The 26,380-nt window shown below is 63.4% G+C and carries 19 protein-coding genes; 11 read left to right on the top strand and 8 right to left on the bottom strand.

The genetic code is table 11. From position 1 onward, the window contains the following. Window positions 1–31 precede the first annotated feature (31 nt). Window positions 32–457: a Fur family transcriptional regulator gene (locus tag ACP7DE_RS05415; protein WP_426071113.1), complete on the top strand. Its 426-nt coding sequence runs from the start codon at window positions 32–34 to the stop codon at window positions 455–457. A gap of 87 nt (window positions 458–544) precedes the next feature. Here ACP7DE_RS05415 and ACP7DE_RS05420 read toward each other — a convergent pair whose 3' ends face one another. Genes ACP7DE_RS05420 through zigA form a run of 3 tightly spaced genes read right to left on the bottom strand, consistent with a single transcriptional unit; the run spans window position 545 to window position 3,658 of the window. Next, the gene (locus ACP7DE_RS05420; RefSeq protein ID WP_426071114.1) at window positions 545–1,393 is read right to left on the bottom strand and encodes a hypothetical protein; all 849 of its coding nucleotides are present in this window, start codon (window positions 1,391–1,393) and stop codon (window positions 545–547) included. Continuing rightward, window positions 1,390–2,412, bottom strand: coding sequence for a CobW family GTP-binding protein (locus tag ACP7DE_RS05425; RefSeq protein WP_426071115.1), 1,023 nt, complete (start codon window positions 2,410–2,412; stop codon window positions 1,390–1,392). The genes ACP7DE_RS05420 and ACP7DE_RS05425 overlap by 4 nt, the downstream gene beginning before the upstream one ends. A 19-nt stretch (window positions 2,413–2,431) precedes the next feature. Beyond that, on the bottom strand, window positions 2,432–3,658 hold the full coding sequence (gene zigA / locus ACP7DE_RS05430) for a zinc metallochaperone GTPase ZigA (RefSeq protein ID WP_426071116.1): 1,227 nt from the start codon (window positions 3,656–3,658) through the stop codon (window positions 2,432–2,434). A 292-nt stretch (window positions 3,659–3,950) separates the two neighbouring features. Here zigA and ACP7DE_RS05435 point away from each other — a divergent pair, with 292 nt between their 5' ends. The 4 genes from ACP7DE_RS05435 to ACP7DE_RS05450 all read left to right on the top strand — a co-directional run bounded on the left by ACP7DE_RS05435 (window position 3,951) and on the right by ACP7DE_RS05450 (window position 9,690). Beyond that, on the top strand, window positions 3,951–4,997 hold the full coding sequence (locus ACP7DE_RS05435) for a hypothetical protein (RefSeq protein WP_426071117.1): 1,047 nt from the start codon (window positions 3,951–3,953) through the stop codon (window positions 4,995–4,997). 114 nt (window positions 4,998–5,111) lie between these two features. After that, window positions 5,112–7,208 (top strand): bifunctional 2',3'-cyclic-nucleotide 2'-phosphodiesterase/3'-nucleotidase, encoded by a 2,097-nt coding sequence (locus ACP7DE_RS05440; protein WP_426071118.1) that lies wholly within the window; start codon window positions 5,112–5,114, stop codon window positions 7,206–7,208. A 56-nt stretch (window positions 7,209–7,264) separates the two neighbouring features. Next, window positions 7,265–7,957 carry a tetratricopeptide repeat protein gene (locus tag ACP7DE_RS05445; RefSeq protein WP_426071119.1) on the top strand — a complete coding sequence of 231 codons (693 nt, stop codon included), beginning with the start codon at window positions 7,265–7,267 and terminating at the stop codon, window positions 7,955–7,957. Window positions 7,958–8,253: 296 nt separating this feature from the next. Further along, entirely contained in the window at window positions 8,254–9,690 is a 1,437-nt protein-coding gene (locus ACP7DE_RS05450) for a catalase (protein ID WP_426071120.1), read from the top strand. A gap of 155 nt (window positions 9,691–9,845) precedes the next feature. Here ACP7DE_RS05450 and ACP7DE_RS05455 read toward each other — a convergent pair whose 3' ends face one another. Together ACP7DE_RS05455 and ACP7DE_RS05460 are read right to left on the bottom strand one after the other, a co-directional pair. Next, window positions 9,846–10,163 carry a hypothetical protein gene (locus ACP7DE_RS05455; RefSeq protein ID WP_426071121.1) on the bottom strand — a complete coding sequence of 106 codons (318 nt, stop codon included), beginning with the start codon at window positions 10,161–10,163 and terminating at the stop codon, window positions 9,846–9,848. Window positions 10,164–10,346: 183 nt separating this feature from the next. Continuing rightward, window positions 10,347–11,528, bottom strand: a complete 1,182-nt coding sequence (locus ACP7DE_RS05460; protein ID WP_426071122.1) for a hypothetical protein — start codon at window positions 11,526–11,528, stop codon at window positions 10,347–10,349. 275 nt (window positions 11,529–11,803) lie between these two features. Between ACP7DE_RS05460 and ACP7DE_RS05465 the strand changes: the two genes are divergently transcribed. The 3 genes from ACP7DE_RS05465 to ACP7DE_RS05475 are packed head-to-tail and all read left to right on the top strand — an operon-like array spanning window position 11,804 to window position 16,514. Next, window positions 11,804–13,810, top strand: coding sequence for a serine protein kinase (locus tag ACP7DE_RS05465; protein ID WP_426071123.1), 2,007 nt, complete (start codon window positions 11,804–11,806; stop codon window positions 13,808–13,810). Between the two features lie 2 nt (window positions 13,811–13,812). After that, a complete protein-coding gene (locus ACP7DE_RS05470) occupies window positions 13,813–14,997 on the top strand; it encodes a DUF444 family protein (RefSeq protein ID WP_426071124.1) in 1,185 nt (394 codons plus the stop codon). After that, window positions 14,994–16,514 carry a SpoVR family protein gene (locus tag ACP7DE_RS05475; protein WP_426071125.1) on the top strand — a complete coding sequence of 507 codons (1,521 nt, stop codon included), beginning with the start codon at window positions 14,994–14,996 and terminating at the stop codon, window positions 16,512–16,514. Before ACP7DE_RS05470 ends, ACP7DE_RS05475 begins: the two co-directional genes overlap by 4 nt. Before the next feature lie 125 nt (window positions 16,515–16,639). On the opposite strand, the gene ACP7DE_RS05480 is transcribed toward ACP7DE_RS05475, so the two are convergent. Further along, window positions 16,640–17,827, bottom strand: a complete 1,188-nt coding sequence (locus tag ACP7DE_RS05480; protein ID WP_426071126.1) for an SDR family oxidoreductase — start codon at window positions 17,825–17,827, stop codon at window positions 16,640–16,642. After that, the gene (locus tag ACP7DE_RS05485; protein WP_426071127.1) at window positions 17,827–19,131 is read right to left on the bottom strand and encodes a nucleotide sugar dehydrogenase; all 1,305 of its coding nucleotides are present in this window, start codon (window positions 19,129–19,131) and stop codon (window positions 17,827–17,829) included. Before ACP7DE_RS05485 ends, ACP7DE_RS05480 begins: the two co-directional genes overlap by 1 nt. A 218-nt stretch (window positions 19,132–19,349) precedes the next feature. Between ACP7DE_RS05485 and prsT the strand changes: the two genes are divergently transcribed. From prsT to ACP7DE_RS05500, 3 genes are read left to right on the top strand one after another with little or no spacing between them, the layout of a single operon-like run. Beyond that, window positions 19,350–22,145, top strand: a complete 2,796-nt coding sequence (prsT, locus tag ACP7DE_RS05490; RefSeq protein WP_426071128.1) for an XrtA/PEP-CTERM system TPR-repeat protein PrsT — start codon at window positions 19,350–19,352, stop codon at window positions 22,143–22,145. 3 nt (window positions 22,146–22,148) lie between these two features. Next, entirely contained in the window at window positions 22,149–24,662 is a 2,514-nt protein-coding gene (locus ACP7DE_RS05495) for a hypothetical protein (RefSeq protein WP_426071129.1), read from the top strand. Continuing rightward, on the top strand, window positions 24,659–25,474 hold the full coding sequence (locus ACP7DE_RS05500) for a S1 family peptidase (protein ID WP_426071130.1): 816 nt from the start codon (window positions 24,659–24,661) through the stop codon (window positions 25,472–25,474). The genes ACP7DE_RS05495 and ACP7DE_RS05500 overlap by 4 nt, the downstream gene beginning before the upstream one ends. Here ACP7DE_RS05500 and ACP7DE_RS05505 read toward each other — a convergent pair. After that, the gene (locus ACP7DE_RS05505) at window positions 25,443–26,189 is read right to left on the bottom strand and encodes an N-acyl amino acid synthase FeeM domain-containing protein (RefSeq protein WP_426071131.1); all 747 of its coding nucleotides are present in this window, start codon (window positions 26,187–26,189) and stop codon (window positions 25,443–25,445) included. The two genes, ACP7DE_RS05500 and ACP7DE_RS05505, sit on opposite strands and share 32 nt — an antisense overlap. Between the last annotated feature and the right edge of the window lie 191 nt (window positions 26,190–26,380).

Below are 26,380 nucleotides of genomic sequence, written 5' to 3' on the forward strand. Positions count from 1 at the left end.
CGCCAGCCGATCCCCCGCAAGCAGGCCTATCATGTTGACATCATCTTCTACACCGCAAGCCGAATCGCTGATCCGCAACACCAACGCCCGCGTCACCAAGACGCGCGTGAAAGTGCTCGACTTTTTAATGGCGCAAAGCCGTTCGCTGACCCACCATGAAATCCAGCAGGTGCTGTCGCAGGACAGCGATATCGATTCCGTCACGCTGTACCGGGTGCTGGAATGGCTGACGGAAAATGCACTGGTGCACCGCATCGCGGGCGCCGACCAGGTATGGCGCTTCAGCGCGGGCGCCGGCCACCAGGCGCACGAGCACGCGCACTTCCAGTGCACCAAGTGCGCGAACGTCACCTGTTTCAATGAAGTCAAGCTGCCCCCGCCCGTGCTCTTGCCGGAAGGCTTCAGCGGCGGCGAAGTCGATTATCTGATCAAGGGCCTGTGCCCGCACTGCAAATAACTTTCCGAAACTTCAGCTGAAAACATCAGCTGAGCAGCAAGGCCAGGTGATGCTCGTCATAAAACAAGTCGCCGACACGCATCGAGCTTAGCGGATGCGGGCATGGGAGGACTCGGCAGTTTTTTTCATGATATCCACGCCCTTCCCGCACGCACGCATGCGGCGCAAGCCATGTAAAGTCCAGCCGTACAGGGCCGCCATCAGCAGCACCATGGCCGCGCCCAGCGCCGTCGTCCAGCTTTCCGGCAGCGACCAGGCGGGCTGCAGCTTGCCAGCTGCCATGTAGACGGCCATGGCCAAGCAGATGGCGACGATGGGCCAGCCCAGGCGGCGCCGGAAGGCGCGCACGATATCCATCTTGCCGGTGCGCATGACCTTTGCCGTGACCCAGCCATCGAAGGTATCCGTCACGCCCATGCCCACGGCAAACACCGTACCAGTCAGCAAGGCCGGCCCCATGCCGCCCAGCGCGACGGCCGCATAGCCCCAGGCGGCCGCCTGCAGGGCCGTGTCGAAGACCAGCGCGAACAGCATGCCGACAAGGACGGCGCCCAGCGGACCGGACGCACCGCGCAGCCACCTTGGCAGCAGCCGGCCGCGTACCTCGGCCAGCTGCGCGCCGGCCAGCAAGCTGCGCGCATTCATGCCGGCGATGAGCAGCAGCAAGGCGATGGGCAGCCACTCCAGCCAGCCAAACAGGGCTTCCGAGGGTGTGAATTGCCGCGAAGCTAGCGCGGCCACGGCCACGATCGCCAGCACGCAGATGCCATGCCCCAGTGCAAACAGCGCGCCCATCCACGGCTCCCAGCGCGGATGGGCGGATTGGCTACGCAGGGTCAGGCCATCGACGGCGGCCAGGTGGTCCGGCTCCAAACCATGCCGCATGCCGAGCAGAAAAATCAGCGCCAGGGCGGGCAAGCCCGCTTCCACACTCATGCGGCCACCTCGGCCAGACTGTCCACCTTGGCCAGCGGGGTCACCGTAGTCACGCAGCGGTCCAGGCCCCGCGTCAGCATCTCCTGCGGCAAGTCGCGGCCGATGAAAATGATCTTGCTGGCGCGCGTCTCGCCGTCGCGCCACGGCGCGCCCAGTTCCGAACCCATCAACATGTGCACACCCTGGAAGACGGCGCGGCATGGCAAGTCGGCAACATACAAAATGCCCTTGTAGCGCATCAGCTGGGTGCCAAACAGCTGCACCACGGCATCAAGAAAGTTTTCCACCTGCAGCAAATCGAGCGGCTGGGACTGGTGGTACACGAACGATTGCACGCCGTCGCCGTGGCGGTGGCCCAGTTCTCCCAGGAAATCTGGCTCCAGCTCGACAATGGCGTTCAAGTTGAAGCCGCGAATGTTCAAAATGTCGCGCAGTGGTACATTGCCAAAACGCACTTTCTGTAGGCTGGCGCGGCGATTGATGGCGACCAGCCGCTGGCGCAGCGCGGCCAGCTCGTCCTTGCTGACCAGATCCGTCTTCGACAACAGGATGCGGTCGGCAAAGCCCACCTGCTCCTGCGCTTCCCGGTGCAGTGTCAGTTGCTGCTGCGCATGGCGCGCATCGACCACCGTCAGGATGGCGTCGAGCATGTAGCGCTCGCTGATTGACGGCTCCGCAAAGAAGGTTTGCGCCACGGGACCAGGCGCGGCCAGGCCTGTCGTTTCGATGATCACGTGGTCGAAGGCGATCGTCCCCGCTGCGCGTTTGGCGTGCAGCTCGCCGAGGATGCGGATCAGGTCGCCGCGCACGCTGCAGCAGATGCAACCATTGTTCATTTCCACAATCTGCTCGTCACTGTCCTGCACCAGCAAGCCATGGTCGATGCTCTCGGCGGCGAATTCATTTTCGATCACGGCGATGCGCACGCCGTGATCGCCCTGCAATATGCGCTTGAGCAAGGTGGTTTTCCCGCTGCCGAGAAAACCCGTAATGATGGTGACGGGGATCAGTTCTGTCATAGTGTGTTCCTGTTCAAGGTTAGTCTTCCAGTTCTTCCATGCGCTGCCACTGGGGAAACGGGTCGGGCAGCTTGCGCCAGGCGGCCATGCCCTGGCGCGTTTCCGTATAGTTGAGTTGACATTTTTTCAAGTCCGCTTCGATCGCGGCCTGGTCCATGTCCTGGCCGATGAAGACGAGCTCCTGATAGCGGTCGCCGTACGGTTCACTCCAGCCCGCTTTTACTTCCGCCAGCGAGGCCGCATCCGTGGGCCAGCGCTCCTTCGGCACGGACGCCCACCACAGGCCCACGGGTTCGATATTCATCAGCTTGCCCGCGCCGGACAGGCTGGCCACCCATTCGGGGCGGCTGGCCAACCAGAAATAGCCCTTGCTGCGCACCACACCCTTGATCGGCTGTGCAATGTAATCGTGCAAGCGCTGTGCGTGGAATGGCTCTTTCGCCCGGTAAACGAAGCTGGCGATGCCATACGTTTCCGTCTCCGGCGTGTGGCTTCCGGCCAGTTCTTGCGCCCAGCCCGGCATACTGGCCGCCTGCTCCAGGTCGAACAAGTTCGTGCCCAGGATGGCGTCGAGCGGCACGACGGACTGGTTGGTTTCGATGATGCGCGCGCCTGGATTCAAGGCCTTGAGGATGGCCAGCACGCGCAGGCGCTCAGCCGCATCGACCATGTCGACCTTGTTGAGGACGATGACATTGGCAAACTCGATCTGTTCCGTCAGTAAGTTGGCCAGTTGGCGGTCGTCGCCCTCGCCCGCGATTTCACCGCGCTGTTCCAGGCTGTCTTCGCTATGAAAATCCGCCAGCAAGTTGGCGCAGTCGACCACGGTGACCATGCAGTCGATGCGCGCTACGTCGTTCAGGCTGTCGCCGTGCTCATCCTCGAAGTCGAAGGTGGCGGCCACGGGCATCGGCTCGCCCACGCCCGTCGATTCGATCAGCAAGTAATCGAAGCGGTCCTCAAAGGCCAGGCGCCGCACTTCCAGCAGCAAATCGTCGCGCAAGGTGCAGCAGATGCAGCCATTCGACATTTCCACGAGTTTTTCTTCCGTGCGCGACAGGGCCGCGCCAGCCGCCTCGGCGCTGTCCTTGACCAGCGAGGCATCGATATTGACTTCGCTCATGTCATTGACGATGACGGCCACGCGCTTGCCTTCGCGGTTGCGCAATATGTGGTTGAGCAAGGTGGTCTTGCCGGCGCCAAGAAAGCCGGACAGGACGGTGACGGGGAGTTTGCGCTGGGTCATGGATAATCCTTGGGGTTGATGAGTTCGTATAGTCGACTTCAATGCAAGTCGATTGCATTTTTAAATTATAATGCAACTCACTTGCATTTGCTCGGCAATCTTGGCAATCTTTACGCCCCATCTTAAAAAGAAAAATCCATGCTCCACCTCGCTTTGCTCGCCTATGGCGGTACGCCGCGCAGGCGTTGGGCAGCGCATGCCTGACGTGCTACAGTGGGATTGCGCCGGCCACGCTATCGAAGCAAGCGCCTGGCGGCTGAACAGTTAAATTCTCACAGGTACCAAGGAATCGATGATCTTACGCAGCCATACAATGTTTCTTGCATTACTTATTTTGATGATGGGCAGTGCCATTGCCGCGGAAATAAAAAACCCGATCAAGCATTATATTTACTTTAATCACCGCGAACTGAACGGGGAAAACATCACCTCGGATAAAGCGTTAAGCGATCCGCGCTTCAGCGGCGCGCAAATCGTGTACACATGGCGCAGCCTGGAGCCGGAACAGGACCGTTATGATTTTGCGGCGATCCACCACGACATCGCCTATCTCGATTCAATCGGGAAAAAGCTGTGGATACAACTGCAGGAAAAATCATTCACGCCACGCCATAATGTGCCGGCCTATTTGCTCAGTGATCCCCGTTACCAGGGAGGCATCCTCAAGCAAAGCATGCTTTCGGCGCCGGAACGCGACCCGAATAAGCCGGTGACGGATGATGAATACGGCTGGTCGCCAAAGATGTGGGAAGCGCCGGTACGCGAGCGCTATCAACGCTTGATACGGGCTCTTGGCAAGGAATTCGACGGGAAAATCGAGGGCATTAATTTCAGCGAAAGCTCGATCGACATCGGCGTCGAGGATAGCAAGGGAAATACGATTTTCCCCGATGATTTTAAGCCGCAACAGTATGTCGATGCCATCAAGGAAAACATGCGGGTGCTGGCCGGCGCCTTTCCCCACACCACCACCATGGTGTATTTAAACTTTCTGCCGGGCGAATGGCTGCCGTGGACCGACAAGGGCTATATGCGCAGCCTGTTTGCGCAAGCGCAAACGTTGCATATGGGCGTGGGCGGTCCTGACCTGATGCCGTATCGGAAAAGCCATATGGGACAGAGCTACGGCTTTATCAAGGACTACCCGGCTAACCTGGTCAAAGGCATGGCTGTACAAGATGGCAACTTGCGCCAGATCAATCCCCATACCAAGAAAAAAAATTCAGTCGAAGATGTGCTCGATTTCGCCCGCAATTATTTGGGCCTGGACTATATTTTCTGGGTAGAAGACGAGCCTTACTTTAGCAATGAAGTGCTGAAAAAGCTGCCGGCGCATTGATGCGCAGTCGCCCCATGGCGCGGCAGCGTGAATCCATGCGCCTTGCACGGCTGTCATCGCCGCGTCATATGGCGGCGTTACAGTCGCGTCCTTTGAATCTCTCCGAGGGCGGTAATGAAAACAAATTGGGTCATGCTGGCGGCGCTGGCAAGTGCGGGTCTCGTCGGTTGCAACGGCAGTTCAAACACGGCACCGGCCATTCCCGAGGGCACGACAGTTAGCGTGGCCTTGCTGGAAACTACCGATATCCACTCGAACGTCCTCAGTTACAACTATTACGCGCTGGCCGAAGACACCAGCCTGGGCCTGGAGCGCACCTCCACGCTGATCCAGGCGGCGCGCGCGGAAAATCCGAACAACGTCTTGCTCGACGATGGCGACGTCATCCAGGGCACCCTGCTGGCCGACCTGCAAGCCGTGGCCGCGCCCGTGCCCTGCTCCGGCACCCTGGCCGTGCACAAGGCCATGAACGCGCTGAAATACGATGCGGGCGGCATGGGCAACCATGAGTTCAACTATGGACTGGCCTACCTGAGCCAGATCACCAACACGGATTTCGGCATTCCCGGCGTGGCCAAGCCGACGGGTACCTGCGGCGCGCCCGCCTTCCCTTCCGTGCTGAGCAATGTCGTCGGCGTGTCCAGCGGCAAGCCTATCTTCCAGCCCTACACCCTGCTGCCCCGCGATTTCGCCGCCACGGCGCCCGATGGCAGCAAGCTGACCGTGAAGATCAATGTCGGCGTGCTGAGCTTTGTGCCGCCGCAAATCCTCGAATGGGATCAGAAAGTGCTCGCTGGCAAGGTCAGCGTGACGGGCGTACAGGAAGCGGCGAAACAATATGTGCCGGAATTGCGCAACAAAGGTGCCGACCTCGTCGTGGCCCTGTCGCATGGCGGCCTGGACACGAGCGCCTATAGCCCGAAGATGGAAAATGGCAGCTATCACCTGACCAGCACGGGCATCGATGCGTTGATGATCGGCCATTCGCACCTGATCTTCCCGAAAGGCAAGGAAGACGGCGCGGCCGCGCTGGACGCCTCGTTTGCCGCATTCCCCGCCAGCGCGAAGATCGACGCCGAAAAGGGCTTCGTGAATGGCGTGCCGACCGTCATGGCGCAAAGCTGGGGCCGCCGCCTGGGCATCATCAAGCTGACGATGGTGTATCAGGGCGGGCGATGGGTAGTACAGCCGGCCAAGACGACGGTGGAGTCGCGCGGCTTCAAGTACACGGATGGCAAGACCCTGGTGAAAGCCGACCCGGCCATCGCGCCGCTGGTGGCCACCGAGCACGCAGCCACCATCGCCTACGCCAAGCAGCCGCTGGGTATCAGCACGGATTTCGAGATGTCGGCCTACTTCGCGCTGGTGGGCGACGTGAGCGCCATCCAGCTGGTGAACCAGGCGCAGCTGGACTACGTGAAGAACTTCATCGCCACCAGCACGGATGCCACCTTGTCCAGCTACAAGAACATCCCCGTCATTTCCTGCAGCGCGCCGTTCAAGGCGGGCCGCAACGGGCCGTCCGACTTCACGGACGTGGCTGCGGGCGCGACACCGGCCGCGCCAATCGGCTTGCAAGTGCGCAATCCGGGCGATTTGTATTTATATAGCAATAACAACCTGCAAGCCGTGAAGATCAAGGGTTCGGACTTGAAAGCCTGGCTGGAAACGTCGGCCAAGCAGTTCAACCAGATCGACCCAGCCAGTACTGCCGAGCAGGACCTGGTGCCGTCGTATGGCACGATCTATAACTATGACGTGTTCTATGCGGAAAACAATGCCCTCACGTACCAGATCGACGTGACGAAAAAGCCGGGCAGCCGCATCGTCAATCTCACGTACAAGGGCGCGCCCGTGGCCGATGGCGATGATTTCATCGTTGCCACCAACGATTACCGCGCCGGTGGCGGCGGCGCCGTGCCTGGCATCGATGGCAGCAAGACCATCATCAAGTCGCCAGACGCGAACCAGGCCGTGGTCAGCAATTACCTGGCGTCGCTCAGCACCAAGGGCGGCAAGGTGACCCTGGCGGCCAATGGCAGCGCGCGCAGCTGGAGCTTCGTCAAGACGGCCACGGCCGGTCCCGTGATCCTGCGCTCGGCGCCCGGTCACCTGGCGCTGGCGCAAGGCAGCGGCATCGCCAACGTGGCGGCCGAAGGCGGCCTCGACGCCAGCGGTTTCGCCAAGTACCGCATCGACCTGAGCAAATAAAGCCCATGGGCCGGAACTGCTGCTGTTCCGGCCCCTCATTTAGCAAGGTGATCCCGATGAAACACGCACTCTCCCTGCCCGCCGTCGTGCTGGCCGCTGCCCTGGCCGCCTGCCAGTCGTCGCCACCGCCCACGCCGGCCGAAATCGAAGCCGTCGCCATGCAGGCGCGCCAGGCGGGCGACCACCAAGCCGAGCGCCGCGTGCGCAGCTGGGCAGGCAAGGACATGCCCGTCGCCGAGCGCGAACTGGCGTTGATTTACCAGCTTCGTCCGGCACGCCGCGCCGAGGCGCTGAGCCTATTCGAACAGGCGGCCCGCGCCGGTGACACGGAAGCGGCCTTCGAGCTTGGCCAGATGTTGCGCGCGGCCACGCCAGCCCAAGCCTGGCTGTGGTACCGGCAAGCGGCGCAGCAAGGCCATGCAAAGTCGGCATTGATGCTGGGCCTGCTGGCAGCCAACGGCGAAGGCGTGCCGCAAGATCCCGTGATAGCGGCGCGTTGGCTGGAAACATCGAGCGAACTGGGCAATCCACACGCCATGTTCCTGCTGTACAACGCCTACCGCGAAGGCCGCGGCGTGCCACGTGACCAGGTCAAGGCCCATGCATTGCTGGAAGAAGCGGCGCACCACGACTACCCGCCCGCCATCCAGGAGCTGGCCATGACGGTGCAAGCCGACGACGCCCTGCGCGCGGGCCACTTGATGAAGGAAGCGACGGAACACCGGCATAATAACTGGAACAAGTTTTAAAAACTGGGTTGTATAACCTGGACAAAAGGCCAGTGGCGCGATCGAAGCCAGCCTTTATATACGTGCAACTTGCAAGCGTGTGAGGCCGGCAGTGACTCAGCAGTTATGATGCAAGCGCACCGCTTGAGCTTGCGCAGGCAGCGTGGCCTGCTGTCCAGCAGGAAAAGGTTTACACTGGTTTGCATTTTAGAAATTTTACTCTGGACCAGCCCCGGTGAGTATTCATTCAACCCAGCCAGTGTTTGAGTAGCGCCGGTGCGTCCATTGCTCTGCCTAGCCATGAAAGAAAGAGTCCAATGAAAAAGCTGACCACCGCCTTTGGCGCGCCTGTTGTCGACAACCAGAACATCCAGACGGCCGGCCCTCGCGGCCCTGCCCTGCTGCAAGATGTGTGGTTCCTGGAAAAACTGGCCCACTTCGACCGAGAAGTCATCCCCGAGCGCCGCATGCATGCCAAGGGTTCCGGTGCGCATGGCACGTTTACCGTCACGCACGACATCACGCGCTACACGCGGGCGAAGATTTTTGGCGCCGTGGGCAAGCAAACACCCATGTTCGCGCGCTTTTCCACGGTGGCTGGCGAACGGGGCGCGGCGGATGCGGAACGCGATATCCGCGGCTTTGCCCTGAAGTTCTACACGGAAGAAGGCAATTGGGATTTGGTCGGCAACAATACGCCCGTCTTTTTCATGCGCGACCCGTTGAAATTCCCCGATTTAAATCACGCCATCAAGCGCGACCCGCGCACGGGCTTGCGCAGCGCCAACAGCAACTGGGATTTCTGGACCTCGCTGCCCGAAGCGCTGCACCAGGTGACGGTGGTGATGAGCGACCGCGGCTTGCCGCGCAGTTTCCGCCACATGCACGGTTTTGGCAGCCATACCTTCAGCTTCCTGAATGCGCAAAACGAGCGTTTCTGGGTCAAGTTCACCTTTAAAACCCAGCAAGGGATACAAAACCTGACGGATGCCGAAGCCGAGGCGCTGGTGGGCAAGGACCGCGAAAGTTCGCACCGCGACCTGTACGAAAGCATTGAAAACAAAGATTTCCCCCGCTGGACCCTGTACGTGCAGATCATGCCGGAAAAAGAGGCAGGCACGTATCACCTCAACCCCTTCGACCTGTCGAAAGTGTGGCCGCACGGCGACTATCCGCTGATCGAGGTGGGCGTGCTGGAACTGAACCGCAATGCCGACAACCACTTCGCGGAAGTGGAGCAAGCGGCCTTCAATCCGGCCAATGTGGTGCCCGGCATCAGCTTTTCACCGGACAAGATGCTGCAAGGCCGCTTATTCTCGTATGGCGACGCGCAGCGCTACCGCCTCGGTGTCAACCACAGCCATATCCCCGTCAACGCGCCGAAATGTCCGTTCCACAGCTACCACCGCGATGGCCAGATGCGCGTCGACGGCAACCAGGGCGGTACCCTGGGCTATGAACCGAACAGCGAGCAGGAATGGGCCGAGCAGCCCGATTTCCGCGAACCGCCGCTGAGCCTGGAAGGCGCAGCCGACCACTGGAACCATCGCGTTGACGAAGATTACTATTCGCAGCCGCGCGCCTTGTTCCGCCTGATGACCTCGGCACAGCAGCAAGTATTATTCGACAACACGGCGCGCGCCATTTCGGGCGCCTCGGAGCAAGTCAAGCAACGCCACATTGGCAACTGCACCCTGTGCGAGCCCGCCTACGGCGCGGGCGTGGCCGAAGCGATTGGACGTCTGAGCAAGTAAGGCTGGAAGTTGGGGCGGAAGGAAGGCCGGAAGTTGGGCCGGAAGTTGGGCCGGCTGAAAAAAGCTGGCGGATAGACGACCGGAAGGCCTGGCAACAGGCTTGCCGCCGCAGCACTCTGCGGCAGGCAGGACTGGGCGCCAGGCCCGCTTGCCTATCAGCGCTGGATATCGATCTGGCCCGTGATGCTCGTTTCCACCGGATAGCCATCGACCTGCGACGGCACGCGCCGCTTGACGGACGCATCGCGCAGATACACGACGAGGGCTTCCCCGCCAATGGCAGTCTGCCCCAGGCTGACGCCTTCGACCCCATCGATCGCCATCAGGGCCCGCTCGTTGCGCCGCTTTGCCGCTTCCAGCCGGCCAGGCGGCGGTGCGGCATGAGCGTAGCCAACGGTCTCGTCTGGCAAATACGGCATGGCCGCATCCTCGAAGACGGCGTATGGCGCTGATACAAATTTACTGTTTGACATGACACATCCTCCTGATGCTGCCCATGGCACGCGTGGAACAAGGAGACACGGCAGCGCCTCTTGCCCGCCAAGCCATGCATGGCAGCCACGCCTGACCCTATCATCATCGTGCAAAAGGCGGCGCAGTGCAAGGAAGCATCACGCCGCCGCGCCGTTTTCTGCGGCCGTTGGCTACGTCAGCACTCAGGTGTACAAATTGATGTCGAGCGCCACCACCACGCGCCGCATCTGGTTGGCAAAGGTGATATTGCCGCCGCCGGCAAACAGCAGACCGACGGGATTGCGCTGCTGGTTCCAGGTCCAGATGGATGAGCCGGAGTCGCCGCCCGCGCTGAATGCCCCGCTGACGCCCGTAATGGCGATCTGGTCCTGGAACAGCGCGATCCTGCCGCCGCCATAATTGACGTTGATGGTGGCGCCCAGCCCCGTGATGCGGCCCTGCGTCAATTGCGTCGTGCGTCCGGATTTGCCGACCATCATGCCCAGCGCGGGCGCCACCAGCGCATTGCTGATGCGGAAATAGGCCGGCACGCCGCCGCTCAGGTAGACGAGTTCGGGACGCACGCGGTCTGGCCAGGCCCAGCCAGTGGCGCAATCGACAAAATTGACGCCGCCGCTGAAATTGATGGGCACAAAACGCTCGAGCACGGCCACCTGGTCTTGCGGGCAGCGGCCACCGTCGATGGGGCCCGGCTGCACGATGCAGTCGTTGAACACGCCGCCGTTGGAATTGGCCAGCACGTGATTATTGCTAAGAATCATCAAGCGGCCGTTGCGCGGTGCGCTGCGTCCCACGGCCAGGCAGCCGATGGTGCCGGCCGTGATGCGGAAATGTCCGACCGAGACGCCGCCCGGCGCCGGACGCAAGCGGAAACGGTGCGGCTGCGCGTCGATCACGCCCGTAACGACGATGTTGACGGGCACCCTGTCGCTGGCCACGGCGCGCACGCCCATGGCCCCCACGATGGCGGCCTTGGCGCGGTCGACGGAAGTGGGTTCGGCCACATACAGGGTCAGCGCTGGCAAGCCCGGCTCGCCAGACGAGCTGTCGCTGGCGCCCTCGCCCAGGCCGATGGACACGCCCTGGATATTGCCGCCGTCGCTGAAGGCATCGGTGGCGCGCACGCCGCCCGCCTGGGAAATGGACTGGCGCATGCCGTCTTCGATGCTGCGCTTGATTTCCAGCAATTCCATGCTGACGCCGCTCAAGGCATCGGGCACGTCCGAGACGGATGCGCTCTCGATCGTAGTGTCGTCTTCGCCGGGGACGGAAAATTGGCCGATGGCCTCTTCATCATCCGCGCTTTGTCCCCTGCCGTTGCTGCCCGGTGGGGCGCTGAAACCGTTCTCGTTGCCTATCATCATGTTCTCCTCGTGGGTCGTTGCGAACCATCAGTGTGGACGGGCCGCGCCGGCCGGTATTGATCTGGATTGAACTGCGCAGGTGCGTGGCCGCCCTGCGCCAACGGGCGCCAACGGGGGCAAAAATAGTTCCCTCGTCAAGGTTGAGCGAGATCAGGCGTGCGGGCAGAGGCGCCGCCGTATACTGGGCCAACAGGCTGGAACTAGGCCTGTTCCACGGCAGCACGGTTAGCAACGCCAGCAACGGTATGGATGGGGAAACAATGACGAGCCCTGGTATGACACGCCAATCCGACGACGACGCGCCTGCGGCAGCGGCGTCAGCGGGCGACAACACAAGAGACGCCGGTAGCGCCGCGGGCCAGCATGCCGGTTTTATGCACGGCATGGCGGCCTGGGCGGAAAAACACCGCATCAGCCCCTGGCGCGGCAGTTTTGCCGACTTCATCGAACAAATCCTGCCCGGCCGCGCGGCCCTGCTGACGCGCAGCGCGCACCAGTACCTGTGGGACATGATGCGCGGGAACGGCCGGACCGATGACAGCGGACGCTTCCGCTGCCGCCTGTTCGACGACGAGCTGTTCGGCATCGACGAGGCGATCGACCGGGTCGCCGCCTACTTCAAGGCGGCCGCCGCTGGCTCCGAGGTGGGCCGGCGCATGTTGCTGTTGCTGGGCCCGCCATCGGGCGGCAAATCGACCCTGGTGATCCTGCTCAAGCGTGGGCTGGAGGAATACAGCCACAGCAGCGAAGGCGCGCTGTACGGCATCGCCGGCTGTCCCGTGCACGAATCGCCGCTGCACCTGGTGCCGCACAGCATGCGCGCCGACTTTCGCGCCAGCTATGATGCCGAGCTGCATGGCGAACTGTGCCCTCATTGTCGCGCCCGCCTGGAAGAACAGTACGCGGGCGACTTCCTGCGCATGCCCGTCGAGCGCATCCACCTGTCCGAGGCGGGCCGCTGCGGCATCGGCACGTATGCGCCGCACGACCCTACCACGGCCGACCTGGCCGATCTTGTGGGTTCCGTCGACCTGTCGAAAGTGGCGCAGTACGGTGATGAAGGCGATCCGCGCGCGTGGTCGTGGTCCGGCGCCGTGTATGCGGCCAGCCGCGGCATGCTGGAAATGATTGAGATCCTCAAGGTCAAGCGTGAATTCCTGTACCTGCTGCTGACGTTAACGCAGGAAAAAAATGTCAAGGTGTCACGTTTTCCCTTGATCTACCTCGATGAAACCATCCTCGCGCACACGAATCTGGCCGAATTTCGCAAATTCCTGCAAGAAAGCGAGAACGAGGCGCTGCTCGACCGCATGGTCATCGTACAAGTGCCGTATACGCTCAATTACCGCGAAGAAGCGCGCATCTACCGCAAGCTGATCCTGGCTGCCGCGCCCGCCTTTCGCGACGTGCATCTCGATCCGCACGTGCTGCATGCGGCGGCCGTGTTCGCCATCCTCAGCCGCTTGCCCGAGGGCGAGGACAAGGAAGCCGAGCTGGTCAAGAAACTGCGCGTGGTTGCAGACGAAGACGTCGGCGACTTGCAGCATGCCGACATCCGCCGCTTGCGCGAGCGCGACAAGTCGCCCGACGAAGGCTTGTCGGGCGTGTCGCCCCGTTTCGTCATCAATGCCCTGTCGCACGCCATCATTTCCGCCCAGCGCAACAGCCTCTCCACCATGGACGTGCTGCTGGCCCTGAAGGATGGCATCGAAAACGATGCGCGCATCGAACCGCGGCGCAAGCGTCAGTGGGTCGATTACCTGGTGCTCACGCGCAAGGATTTCTATAACCGCTGGGTCAAAGCCGACGTGCACAAGGCCCTGTTCGTGTCGTTCGAGCAAGAAGCACAGGACTTGCTAAGCAAATATCTCGATGAAGTCGAAGCCATGCTGGACAACCGCCAGATCCGCGATCCCATCACCAGCGAAGAACGCCGCCCCGACGAACGCTTCCTGCGCGCCGTGGAAGAAAAAATCCACATCAGCGACTCTGGCAAGCAGTCCTTCCGGCAAGAAGTGGTGCGCAAGGCCATGAGCGCGTTCAAGCGGGGCGAGGCCTTTGGCCTGGCCAGCCATGCGCAATTGCATGATGCCGTCCAGCAATATCTGTTCGAGCAGCGGCGCGACGTGCTGCGCCTGGTTGACTCGGCCAAGCGCCCCGACGACGACGTGCGGGCCAGGATTTCCGCCGTCGAGCAGCGCCTGGTCGACGAATATGGCTATGACGTCCATAGCGCGCGCGAAGCGCTCAATTACGTCACCACCTTGCTGGCGCAGGAATAGCCATGTCCGCCACAACCTCGCCGGCTTCCTCCGCGTCTGCCCTGGCCCAGCCCTGGTACGCGCTGTTCTCGCGCGGCGCGCGCGACTGGCTGCGCCACAACCAGATAGTGCGCGAAGCCGTACAGGCGCACTTACCCGAGCTGATCGCCATGCCTGACCTGATCGGCGGCCCCCAGCAGCGCACGGTGCGCGTCCCCATGCACCTGCTCGAACATGCACGTTTTCGCCTGGCGCCCGCGCGCAACAGCGTGGGGGCAGGCCAGGGTGAAGGCCGGCCCGGAGATCTTCTGCGCGCGGCGCGCCCCGCCGCCACGGGCGAGGCCGGGGCGCCAGGCGGCGATGGCGAGGGGGCGGTGCGCCTGCTGCTGGAGTTTCCCATCGACGACATAATCGACTGGCTATGGGAAGCCTTCGACTTGCCACACCTGAAGCCGCGTCACCTGGGCGTGATCGACGACGTGCGGCTGGTACGCAGCGGCCTGGATCGGCATGGCGCCCGTTCGCGCCTGGACCGACGCCGCACCGTCAAGGAAGCGATCAAGCGGCGCGCGGTGCAAACGCAGCCCGTGCCCTTCACCAATGATGACTTGCGTTACCGCCAGGTGCTGCCACAGCCCCGGCCCAGCACGAATGCCGTCGTTTTTTTCGTGCTGGACGTGTCGGCCAGCATGGCGCAAGCCGAGCGCAAGTTGGCCAAATCCTTCTTTTTCTTTGCCTTGCAGGGCTTGCGGCGCAGGTATGCGCGCGTGGAAACGCGCTTCATCGCCCATACGACGCGCGCCTGGGAATTTTCCGAAGCCGAATTTTTCCAGGTCAATGGCATAGGCGGCACCATGGCGTCCAGCGCCCTTCGCCTGAGCCGCGAGCTGCTGCAAGAGCACTATGCACCGGGGCGCTATAACGCCTACCTGTTCTATGCCTCAGATGGCGAAAATTTCAGCGAAGACCGGGGGGCGGCCAGCCTGGCTCTGGGCGACCTGGCCGCCTTGCTCAGCTATATGGGCTATGTGGAAACCTTGCCCGGCGTGCCGCGCAGCCTGGAAACGGAAATGCACAGCCTGTGCGCCGAGCACGAACGGCGGGGCTTGCCCTTGCACAGCAGCATCCTCAGCAGGACCGACGATGTGTGGGCGGCCATCCGCACCTTTTTCCAGCACGAGGCGGCCGACACGCAGGAGGCGCCATGATGCAGCCAGATGCACCGTTGCACGGCAACGCGACAGACAAGGTAGACAAGATAGACAAGGCAGAAACATTGGGCCTGGACGGCTACGCGGCGCGCATCGAAGCATTGGCACGGGAACTGGGCCTGGCATTTCCCCCTGTCGAGTTCGAACTGGTGCCGGACAGTTTCATGGCCGAGATCGCCATCTATGGCTTGCCCGTGCGCATGCGCCACTGGTCGTTCGGCGTGCGCTACATCCATCAGCTCGTGCATCAAAAGATGGGCAATTCGCACATTTTCGAAGTCATGTTTCCCGGCAACCCTTGCCATGCCTACATGGCAGAACACAATTCCGTGGCCGAAAACACACTCGTCACGGCGCATGTACTGGGCCACGCCGACTTTGCCAGCCGCAATGCTCTGTTCCTGCGTTTCGGCGCCATGGCGGGCCAGCACATCCTGGAACAAAGCGCGGCGCGGGCGCGGCGTCTCGAAACGGCACTGCAACAGCACGGGCAGGAGCAGGTGGAAGCCGTGCTCGACGCCGCACTTGCGCTGGAACAGCATGTGGATGTCCACGCCGAGCTGCACCGCCCACCCTATGCCGCAGCATCGGGGCCAGCCGGCGTGGCGGGCAAGCAAGCCGCCGCAGACGATCCCTTTACACAACGCTATCGGCGCTTGCCCGGTGAGGCGGCCACGCTCGCGGCGCGCGAGGCGGCCAGGGAGCGCATGGCGCAGCGCCCGCTCGTGCCGCCGCAAGCCGAGTATGACTTGCTGTGGTTCATCGCACAACACGGGCCGGAGCTGGCCGACTGGGAACGCGACATCTTTTTGGCCGTGCGCGAAGAGTCGTTTTACTTCTATCCCGTGTACGCCTGCCAGATCATGAATGAAGGCTGGGCCTCGTACTGGCATGCGCGGCTGCTGCGCGAAGCCGACTTCCTGCCCCCGGCACTGTATCTGTCCGCCATCAAGTCGCATTCGGACGTGGTGCGCCCTTACGCGGGCGAGCACCAGCAGGCGCTGGCCGTCAATCCCTATCACCTGGGCTTTTGCATGTGGGAACACATCATCGAGCGCGAAGGACTGGCGCGGGCGCGCCAGATTTGCCGCGACGACGACGATTACAGTTTCATTCGCAACTATCTGGACGGGGAACTGGCTGACCGCCTGGGCCTGTTCGTGCATGAAAGCCGCCGCGACGGCGAAACGCGCCTGGTCAGCCGCGACTTGCGGGCCATTCGCGAAGCCATCCTGGTGCCCAAATACAATTATGGCGCGCCGTGCATCGCCGTCACCCTGCTCAACGACGACGGCAGCCTGGTGCTGCAGCACGATCACCAGCGTGATGGACGCGGCCTCGACCTGGAGCGCGCGGAACAGGTGCTGGCGTATATCGGCCGCGTCTGGCGCCGCCCCGTCACCCTGCACACGGCCGATTTCCGGGGCACACCCCGTGTTCTCCTCAGCAAGACCGACGGCGTGCCCGAGCCGCCCGAGCCGCCAACACCGCCAGCACCGTCCGTGCAGCGCTAGGCGACAGGCAATCGCGGCGGTGTGAAATAGTATTGGACATAGATTATGCGGGCCACAATGCGGGCCGCCTGCGGGCGTACGTCAGGTGCGGCCAGCTCGTAGCGGATGTGCGACCAGCTTTTACCTCATGCCCGGTCGGCCTGCGCCACATACCAAGCTATGGTCTGATGCAATCCTTGCGCCAGGTCGTGCGTGGGTACGTAACCCAGCAAGCGGGCCGCCTTGGCGATGTCCGCTTGCGAATGGCGCACGTCGCCGGCGCGAAATTCGCCGTAGTGCGGCGCCAGCGGCACGTGCTGCGGGCGGGTGACCAGCAAGATCTGCTGCATGGTGGCGTGCAGCTGCGTCAGGCTGGTGCGGGCGTTGACGGCCACGTTGTAGATCTGGTTCACGGCTGCCGGATCGACATGCGTGGCGGCCAGAATGTTGGCTTGCACGGCATTATGCACAAAGCAGAAGTCGCGGCTGGTGGCGCCGTCGCCATGGATGTACACGGCCTGCTTGTCCAGCATGGCGGCAATCCAGCGGGGAATGACGGCGGCGTAGGCGCCCAGCGGATCTTGCCGCGGACCGAAGACATTGAAGTAGCGCAGCCCCACCGTTTGCATGGCGTAGCAGCGCGCGTACACCTGCGCATACAACTCATTGACATATTTACTCAAGGCATACGGTGACAGGGGCGCGCCGATGTGCTGCTCCACCTTCGGCAAGGCCGGGTGGTCGCCATAGGTGGCGCTGGACGCGGCGTACACGAAACGTTGCACGCCCGCGTCGCGCGCGGCGGCCAGCATGTTCAGAAAACCGCTGACATTGACGGCATGGCATAGCAGCGGGTCTTCCAGCGAACGCGAGACGGAACCGAGCGCGGCCTGGTGCAGCACATAGTCGACCGGCTCGCCAGTCTCGACACGGCCGTTCCCGGCCAGACTGCCGCTGTCGCCAGCATCTGCCTCACCGTCGCCACTGCTGGCGGCCTGCGCCGGTGCGCCGCACGCGCGCGCGCACGCCTGCGGGTCGCGAATATCGCCTTCGACGAAGGTGAAGCGCCGCCACGCCGCTTCGCCCACGCTGACGCGCACCTGTTGCAAATTGTGGCGGTGGCCCGTCAGAAAATTGTCCAGGCCGCGCACTTCCTGCCCCAGTTGCAGCAAGGTTTCCAGCAGGTGCGAGCCGATGAAGCCGGCCACGCCCGTCACTAGCCAGCGGCGCGGTTCCCTGGCCAGCTGCGCGCAGGCTTGCGCGTACGCGCCGGCAGCCGTGCCTGCCGCACCATGCGCCGTGTCGGTTGCAGAATCGACAGCGTCGGCCGCCATCACAGCCGCCACACGTGCAGGCCGCTGTCTTGCAGCGGGCGGGGGTCGAAATGCGACTTGATGTCGATGAAGCAGCCGTTCTCCAGCACCTTGGCCTGGAAGTCGGCCAGCGGGCGGGCCAGCAGGGCCTGGTGTGAGACGGCGCTGATGATGGCCTCGGCCCGCGGCAGCTGGTCCCAGCTTTCCAGCGCCAAGCCGTATTCTTCCAGCGCTTCGCGGCCATCGGCGACGGGGTCGTGCACGTGCACCTGCACGCCGTACGATTGCAGTTCGTGGATCATGTCGACCACTTTTGAGTTGCGCAAGTCCGGGCAATTTTCCTTGAAGGTCAGGCCCAGCACATTCACGTGCGCGCCCTTCAGTTTAAAACCGGCGCGCACCATTTCCTTGATGGTTTTTTCCGCCACGAACTTGGCCATGCCGTCATTGATGCGGCGCCCGGCCAGAATCACATGCGGATGGTAACCCAGCATTTCCGCCTTGTGCGTCAAATAGTAGGGGTCGACGCCGATGCAATGGCCGCCCACCAGCCCTGGGCGAAATGGCAGAAAATTCCATTTCGTGCCTGCCGCCTGCAGCACTTCCAGGGTGTCGATGCCGATGCGGTCAAAGATAATGGCCAGCTCGTTCATCAGCGCGATGTTCAGGTCGCGCTGCGTGTTTTCGATGACCTTGGCCGCTTCGGCCACGCGGATGCTCGATGCCCGGTGCACGCCCGCCTCGACCACGCCTTCGTACAGGGCAGCCACCTTGTCCAGAGTGACGGCGTCGTCGCCCGAGACCACCTTGCGGATGCTGTGCAAGGTGTGCGCCTTGTCGCCGGGGTTGATGCGCTCCGGCGAAAAGCCCACATGAAAGTCTTCCTTCCAGCGCAGGCCCGAATGCTGCTCCAGGATGGGGATGCAGATTTCCTCGGTGGCGCCCGGATACACGGTCGACTCGTAGATGACGATGGCGCCGCGCCGCATGTGGCGTCCGACGGCCGCGCTGGCGCCGGCAAGGGCGGAAAAATCGGGATTATGCGCACTGTCGACAGGCGTGGGCACGGCCACGACGATGAAATCGGCCAGTTGCAGCTCGGCCGGATCGCAGCCCACGCTCAGCCACTGCGCCGCGCGCAGCTGTTCCGTGCTCACTTCGCCGGTGGGGTCGACATGGCTGCGGTAACTTTCCACCTTGCGTGCGGACAAGTCAAAGCCGATGGTGCGCTGGCGCATGCCAAACGCGACGGCGAGCTGCAAGCCGACATAACCGAGCCCCACCACCGCCACCACGTCCCCCTTGCCATTCACGCTGCTATCCATATGCATTGCTCCAAATGGTTGCGGCCTGAGCATCGCCGTCCGGGAAATTCTACGGTTGCCTGCCCGGCCATTCTTGAGCGGGAACAAGGAACCAGGAGCAGCGGCAAGCCCGCGCGCGGACAATCGGCGGCTTGTTGAGCACAATCAAGGAGACCGGCGGCCATCTTTTTAAGCTAGGCCATGCCCATCCCTCATGCACGCCGCTACCGGAGATTTCCATGCCCCGCTCCTTGCCCCGCTCCCTGCCCCTTCCCTTTGCCTGCCTGCCGGCCGCCGCGCTGTGCTGCAGCCTGCTGCTGCCCTTGCTGACGGGGTGCCACGGCACGCAGAGCAGCGAGTCCCTGCTGGCCGACGCGCAGCAGTACCGCCAGAAAGGCGAGGCGCGCGCCGCCATCATCCAGTTGAAGAACCTGCTGCAAAAGGAGCCGGACAACGCGACGGCACGCTTGCTGCTGGGCAGCATCTATATCGACACGGGCGAAGCGCTGTCTGCCGAGAAAGAATTGCGCAAGGCAAAGTCGCTGGGGCTGGCATCGCAGCGAGTGATGCCATTGCTGGGCAAGGCCTGGCTGATGCTGGGCCAGTTCGACAAGGTACTGGCCGAGATCGCCGACGATGCGGCGCAGCCGCCAGCCGTGCTGGCCCTGCGCGGCGATGCGCTGCTGGCCCTGGGCCGCCAGGACGAAGCGCGCGCCGTGTTTGCGCGCCTGCAAGAAGTCCATCCGGGCCAGGTCGAGGCCCTGCTGGGTCTGGCGCGGCTGGCGGCACTGGAACAACAGGTGACGGCGGCCGAGCTGCTGCTGGCGCAAGCCTTGAAAAGCGAACCCGCCAACCTCGACGCCTTGCGCCTGCAGGGCGACCTGCTGCGCCTGCAAGGCAAGAACAACGCGGCGCGGCGCGCCTACATGCAAATCCTCAAGCTCAAGCCGGACAATACCCTGGCGCATATCGACCTGGCCAACCTCGATATCGTGGAAAACCGCTACCTGGAAGCGACGGCCCAGCTGGCCACGGCGCGCAAGACGGCGCCCAACAGCCTGGGCCTGTTGCAGACCCAGGCGCTGCTCGATTTCCGCCAGGGCAAGAACAAGGCGGCCCTGCAATCGTTGCAACTGGTGCTCAAGGTGGCGCCCGAGCACATGCCGTCCATCCTGCTGGCCGGCGCCGTGCAGCTGAAGTTGGGTTCGCCTCAACTGGCGGAAAGCTATCTGCAACGCTTCCTGGCCGTCCATCCCAAACATGTGTACGCGCTCAAGATGATGGCGTCGATCGAACTGATGCGCGGCAAGACGGATGCCGCCCTCGACCTGCTGCTGCCCGTGCTGTCCGCCTTGCCCGACGACGTGGAACTGCTGTCTATGGCTGGCGAAGCCCACTTGCGTGCGCGCCAGTACGACAAGGCGACGGCGTATTTCGAAAAGGCGAATACTCTGGCGCCGGACACGGCCAGGCTGCATGCGGCGCTGGGCATCACCCGCCTGGGCATGGGCGAGTACAGCCGTGCCATCGACGAACTGGAACGCGCCAGCATGCTCGACAAGAGCACGCCTCAGGTGGGCACCATGCTGGTGATGACCTTGCTGCGCAATAAACAGAACGACAAGGCCCTGGCCACCGTCAAGATGCTGGAACAGCAGCAGAAAGGCACGAATCCCCTGCTGCTGAACCTGAAAGGCGGCGTCTACATGGCCTTGCGCAACGTGCCCGCTGCGCGCGCCGGTTTCGAGCAGGCCCTGGGGATGGACCCTGTCTATTTACCCGCACTGAACAACCTGGCGCAGATCGACCTGGCCGAGAAAAAGCCAGAACAAGCGAAACAGCGCTTCGAGCGGGCGCTGGCGAAAGCGCCGAAAAATACCGACCTGTGCGCGGCGCTGGCCAAGCTGGCCGCCTCGCAAGGCAAAACGGACGAGGCGCGGCGCTGGCTGGAGCGGGCCCACCGCGACAACCCCGACGCCGTCGCGCCGGCCCTGCTGCTGAGTAACTTTTACCTGCAGACGGGCGCGCCCGAGAAGGCGCTGGAACTGGCGCGCACGCTGCAGTCGGGCCACCCGGACGACGCCGATGCGCTGGCCATGCGCGCGCAGGTCGAATACAGCGCCGGCCAGGCGCAGGCGGCGCTCGGCAGCTACAGCAAGCTGGCCAGCCTACAGACGACGTCGGCGCCGCTGCAGATGCGCATCGCCAGCCTGCACCTGACACTGGGCGACGGCCACCATGCGCTGCAAGCCGTCAAGCGGGCGCAGGCGCTCGATCCGACGCTGCTCGAAGCGCGCGTGGTCGAAGTGACCCTGCTGCTGTCGCTGAACCGCCAGCGCGATGCGCTGGCCGTGGCGCGCCAGGTGCAGCAGCAGCAGCCGAAGCTGGCGGCCGGCTACAAACTCGAAGGCGACGTGCTGATGGCGCAGAAACTGCCGCAGGAAGCCGTCAAGCTGTACCAACACGCCCTCCAGATCAGCAAGATCGGCCCCATGCAGGTGCAGCTGTACCGCGCTTTACTGGCCTCGGGCCAGGTGCGCGAGGCGGATGCGCGCATGGCGGCCTGGCTGAAGGACAAGCCCGATGACTTGGGAGTGCGCACCTACCTGGCCGGCGCCAAACTGGCGGCAAAGCAATACCGCGCAGCCATCGAACAGCTGCAGTACATCGTTGCCAAGGACACGGCCAATCTGGCGGCGCTGAACGACCTGGCTTGGGCGTATCAGCAGGAAAAAGATCCGCGCGCGCAGGCGACGGCCGAGCAGGCGCTGAAGCTGGTGCCGGACAACCCCATCGTGCTCGACACCCTGGGCTGGATCGTGCTGGAACAGGGCGACGTCAAGCGCGCGACCACCCTGCTGCGCAAGGCAGCCGGCCTGGCGCCGAAGTCTCCCGACATCCAGTACCACCTGGGCGCGGCGCTGGCGAAATCGGGCGACAAACCGGGGGCGCGCCAGCAACTGGAACAGCTGTTGGCCGCCAACAAGGATTTCCCGCAGCGGGCCGAAGCGCAGGCTTTGTTGACCCAGCTCTAGGCCATGGTGGCACACGCGGCCCTGCCCGGCCTGGCGTTGCGGCTGCTGGCCTTGCTGGCGGGCGCGCTCTGCATGCTGGCCTTACGCCATTACCCGCTGGGCCACGGCTGGCCCAGCCTGCTGTTTGCCGCCCTGCTGCCCGCCTATTTCCTGCTGCTGTGCTGGCGTCCCGCCTGCTGGCTGTTCTGCCTGCCTGCCTTGCTGCCCGTGCTGGACCTGGCACCGTGGACGGGCTGGTTCTTGTTCGAAGAAATCGACGTGCTGCTGTTGCTGACGGTGGCTTGCGGCTATTGGCGCCTGGGCGGGTCCGCCAAGCCTGCAGCGGCGCGGCTTGCGCCCGCCGCCCGCGCCTGCCTACTGCTGTGCAGCCTGGCCTGGCTGGCGGCGCTGCTGCGCGGCGTCCTGCCATTGGTGCCCCTCGACGTGTATGCCTGGGATAATTATCTGAGCCCTTACAACAGCGTGCGGCTGGGCAAGGCCTGGGCCTGGAGCATGCTGCTGCTGCCGATGCTGCTGCGTGACGGCGACGCGTCCGCCCTGCGCCGCTACGCGCTGCCGGGCATGCTGGGCGGGTTGGCCACGGTGTCCCTGATCGCGCTGTGGGAGCGGGCCGTGTTTCCCGGTTTGATGAACCTGTCCAGCGACTACCGCATCACCGCGCCGTTTTCCGCCATGCACACGGGCGGCGCCGCGCTGGACGGCTATCTGGCCCTGAGCCTGCCATTTGCGGGACTGTGGCTGGCGCGCGCGCGCACCCGCTGGCAAGCGGCGCTGGCCATGCTGCTGCTGGCACTGGCCCTGCACGCGGCATGCAGCACTTTTTCACGGGGCCTGTACGCGGCCGTGGCAGCGGCCATGCTGCTGGCCTTGTGGCAGATCCTGCGCACCGGCCACGGCGCGGCGCCGCGCCCGACGGGCCGGCGACCAATGGGGAAACTCTTGCTGAGCCTGCTGCTGGCCGTGCTGGGCACCGTCCTGCTCGTGACCATGTTCAGCGTGGCCGGCTACCGGGGTTTGCTGGCCGCCGTGGTCTTGCTCGCGGCCAGCTTCGTGCTGGCGGCGCGCCCCTTGCCGTGGCGCCTGGCGCCGGCCAGCCTGCTGTGCGCGCTGTGCCTGCAGGGGCTGCTGGCCAGCTGGTGGCCGGAAGGGTCTGGCCAGCAGGCTGCCGGCTGGCTGAAAGGCCCGTATTTCCTGTTCCTGCTGGCGGCCGCGCTGCTGGCGGCCGTGCTACTGCCCGGCCCCCTCCGGCCGGGCGGCGCTGCCAGCAAAGGCCCAGCCAGGCTGAGCCTGGCGATGATGGCGTGGAGCATGCTGGCGTGCAATCTCGTCTGGATAGGCTGGCACTGGGCGGGACCAGCGGCCCTGCCGCCGGCCTGCCTGGTCGTGCTGCTGGCCACGCTGATGCTGTGCAATGGACGCTTGCGCCCACCATTGTGGCAGCTGGACCGCGCCAGCCTGAGCATGGCGGGCGCGGCCGGCATCCTGTTGCTGCTGGCCATACCCGTCTCGGCCAGCTATTACGCCACCGAACGTTTCGCCACCACCGCCTTCGACATGCAAGGCCGCTTGCGCCATTGGCGTCAAGTGCTGGCCATGCAGCCATCCGACTGGGGCAATCAGCTGTTCGGCATGGGCATGGGCAGCTTTCCCGCCACCTATTACTGGCACAATCGCGGGCGCGAGGTGCCGGCCAGCATCGCGTATGCGGAGGAAGGCGGCGCGCCTGATAAGGCCGGCAACACTTTTGTCCGCCTGGCCAGTCCCGGCTACAGCGCCGGCTACGGCGAACTGCTGCGGCTCCTGCAACGTTTGCCGGTGCAACCGGCCACGCGCTACACGCTGGCGCTCGACGCGCGTAGAAGCGGCCCGATGCCGGTGCTGCTGGTGCGCCTGTGCCAGAGACAATTGCTGTACGCACAAAACTGCGTGAATGTTCCCCTGCGCCTGCGCCTCCCGCAACCAGGCGCGCCGGCCAGTGTGTGGCTGCATTATGAAGTACCGTTCGACAGCGGATGGCTGGGCGCGGGCGCCTGGCTGCTGCGCCCGCCCGTGCAACTGGAACTGGCGGCCAGCGGTACGGCCACCTCATCCTTGATCGAGGTCGACAATCTGAGCCTGCGCGCGCCCGACGGCGAGGAATTGATACTTAACGGATGCTTTACGCAGGCAAACAATTACTGGTTTTTCAGCAGCGACCACCATCACCTGCCGTGGCATATCAAGAGCCTGCCGCTGCAATTGCTGGTGGAAACGGGCTGGTGCGGCGCACTGTCCATGCTGGGCCTGCTGGCCCTGGCCGGCCTGCGCCTGCTGCGCCAGGCCACGCGAGGCGACCTGGGCGCGCTGGCCTGCGCCGCCGCCCTGCTGGGTTTTCTCGTCGTCGGCCTGTTCGACAGCCTGCTGGACGTGCCGCGCATTGCCCTGCTGTGCTACCTGATGCTGCTGTGCGCGCTGCTGCAGCCCTCGCCACCCTCGCCACCCTCGCTACCTCGTCCTGCTGAAAGTGCGCCGCCATGAAAGCCCTGCCGTTTACCTTCTCCTCCGCCCTGATGTCTTGCCTTGCCTTGGCCCTGGCCAGCGCGCCCAGCCGTGCCGACGAAGCCCTGGCGCAAGTCATTGCGCGTATCAAACCGTCCGTCGTTGGCGTGGGCAGCCTGCAAAAGACGCGCACGCCGCCCATGAATTTCATTGGCACGGGCTTCGTGGCGGGCGATGGCTTGAGCGTGCTGACTTGCGCCCATGTGATCCAGAAACTGCTCGACGCCAATCCGGACGAAGTCATCGGCATTCTCACGGGTCAGGGCGAGGCGGCGCAATTTCGCCACGCCAAAGTGCAGGCGATGGACATGGAACACGACCTGGCCCTGTTGCGCCTGGCGGGCGCGCCGCTGCCTGCCCTGGCGCTGGGCGACGCGGCCACGGTGCGCGAAGGCCAGGCCATGGCCTTTACGGGCTTTCCTTTAGGTACCTTGCTGGGCTTACGTCACGTCACGCACCGCGCCACCGTGTCGTCGCTGACGCCGGTGGTCACGCCCAGCGATAATGCGCAGCGCCTCGACCCACGGCGCCTGGCACAACTGAAAAAAACACCGTACATCGTGTTCCAGCTGGACGCGACGGCATATCCGGGCAGCAGCGGCAGCCCCCTGTTCGATCCCGAGACCGGCCTCGTCTACGGCATCGTCAACATGGTGTATGTCAAAGGCTTGAAAGAGGCCGCCATCAGCGCACCCAGCGGCATCACATATGCGATTCCGGGCAGCCATATGCAGGCGATCATGTTGAAAAATACATGCATCAGTTGCGCCCCTGCCGCAGCCGATCGGTGATGCCAGGTTCATCCCATGTCGGGAAAAAAAAGGGGTAAAACGATCGTTCACCCCCATGCTGTTCCATCATGCCGCCGTACTTGCGGATCTGGGCCCCCATATAGTCGAGATCCAAACGCAGCAGCACGGCCGGCGCGCCCACGCGCGTGCACTCTCGCTCGCCGCCAAAATCCTTGAAACCGAGCATGCGCTTGTAAAACACCACATGCCGTGGATTGACTTCAATCACGTAATCCGTAAAGCCGTGAATATTGTGGGCATAGATATACGAAATATGAATCAGCGCCGCAAACACGCGCTTGCTGACGCCCTTGTCGATGGCCAGGCGCGACGGTTCGCACAGGCGCCGGCCTTCTTCGCGCAGCACGTCGAGCTTGTCACGGAAGTTTTCATCGGCGGGCAAGCCCGTCTCGGCATTATCCAGGCACAAGGTCATCGTACCGACGGTGGAGCCTGCCGTTTCTGCAAACAGGGTGATTTTATTCAGCGCATGCGCGATGGCGGGATCGACGGCATAGCCGCGCCAGCCGTACATCTTGCGGATCAGCAAACTGGCTGCTTCGCGCCGGCCACGCGAATTGGCCATGCGGATATGAAAGCGCTGCAGGTCGAGCTCGTGCTCCATGGCCGGGTCGATCTGCCCCTCGCCCACCACCAGGTCACTGAAGATGCCTGGCGTGTCGAAGGAAATAATGGGTTCATCTTGAAAGCTCATCTTGTCCTCACATTCATCGGCCGCCGTCGAGACGGACTGAAGCCAATGCCTTGTGACAAGAAAAAAGCCAAAAAAGTTCCCACCGTCAGCTAAAAAAAACTGAAGATAGTGCTTTTAGATAGCAAAAAAGCACGCTGAAATTTGCCGAAAAGTACAAAAGAACAAATATAAATACTGTTTAGATATTGCTG

Origin of the sequence: Janthinobacterium sp. DSP2-3-3 (assembly GCF_049897325.1) — a bacterium.
Taxonomy (GTDB): Bacteria; Pseudomonadota; Gammaproteobacteria; order Burkholderiales; family Burkholderiaceae_D; genus Janthinobacterium.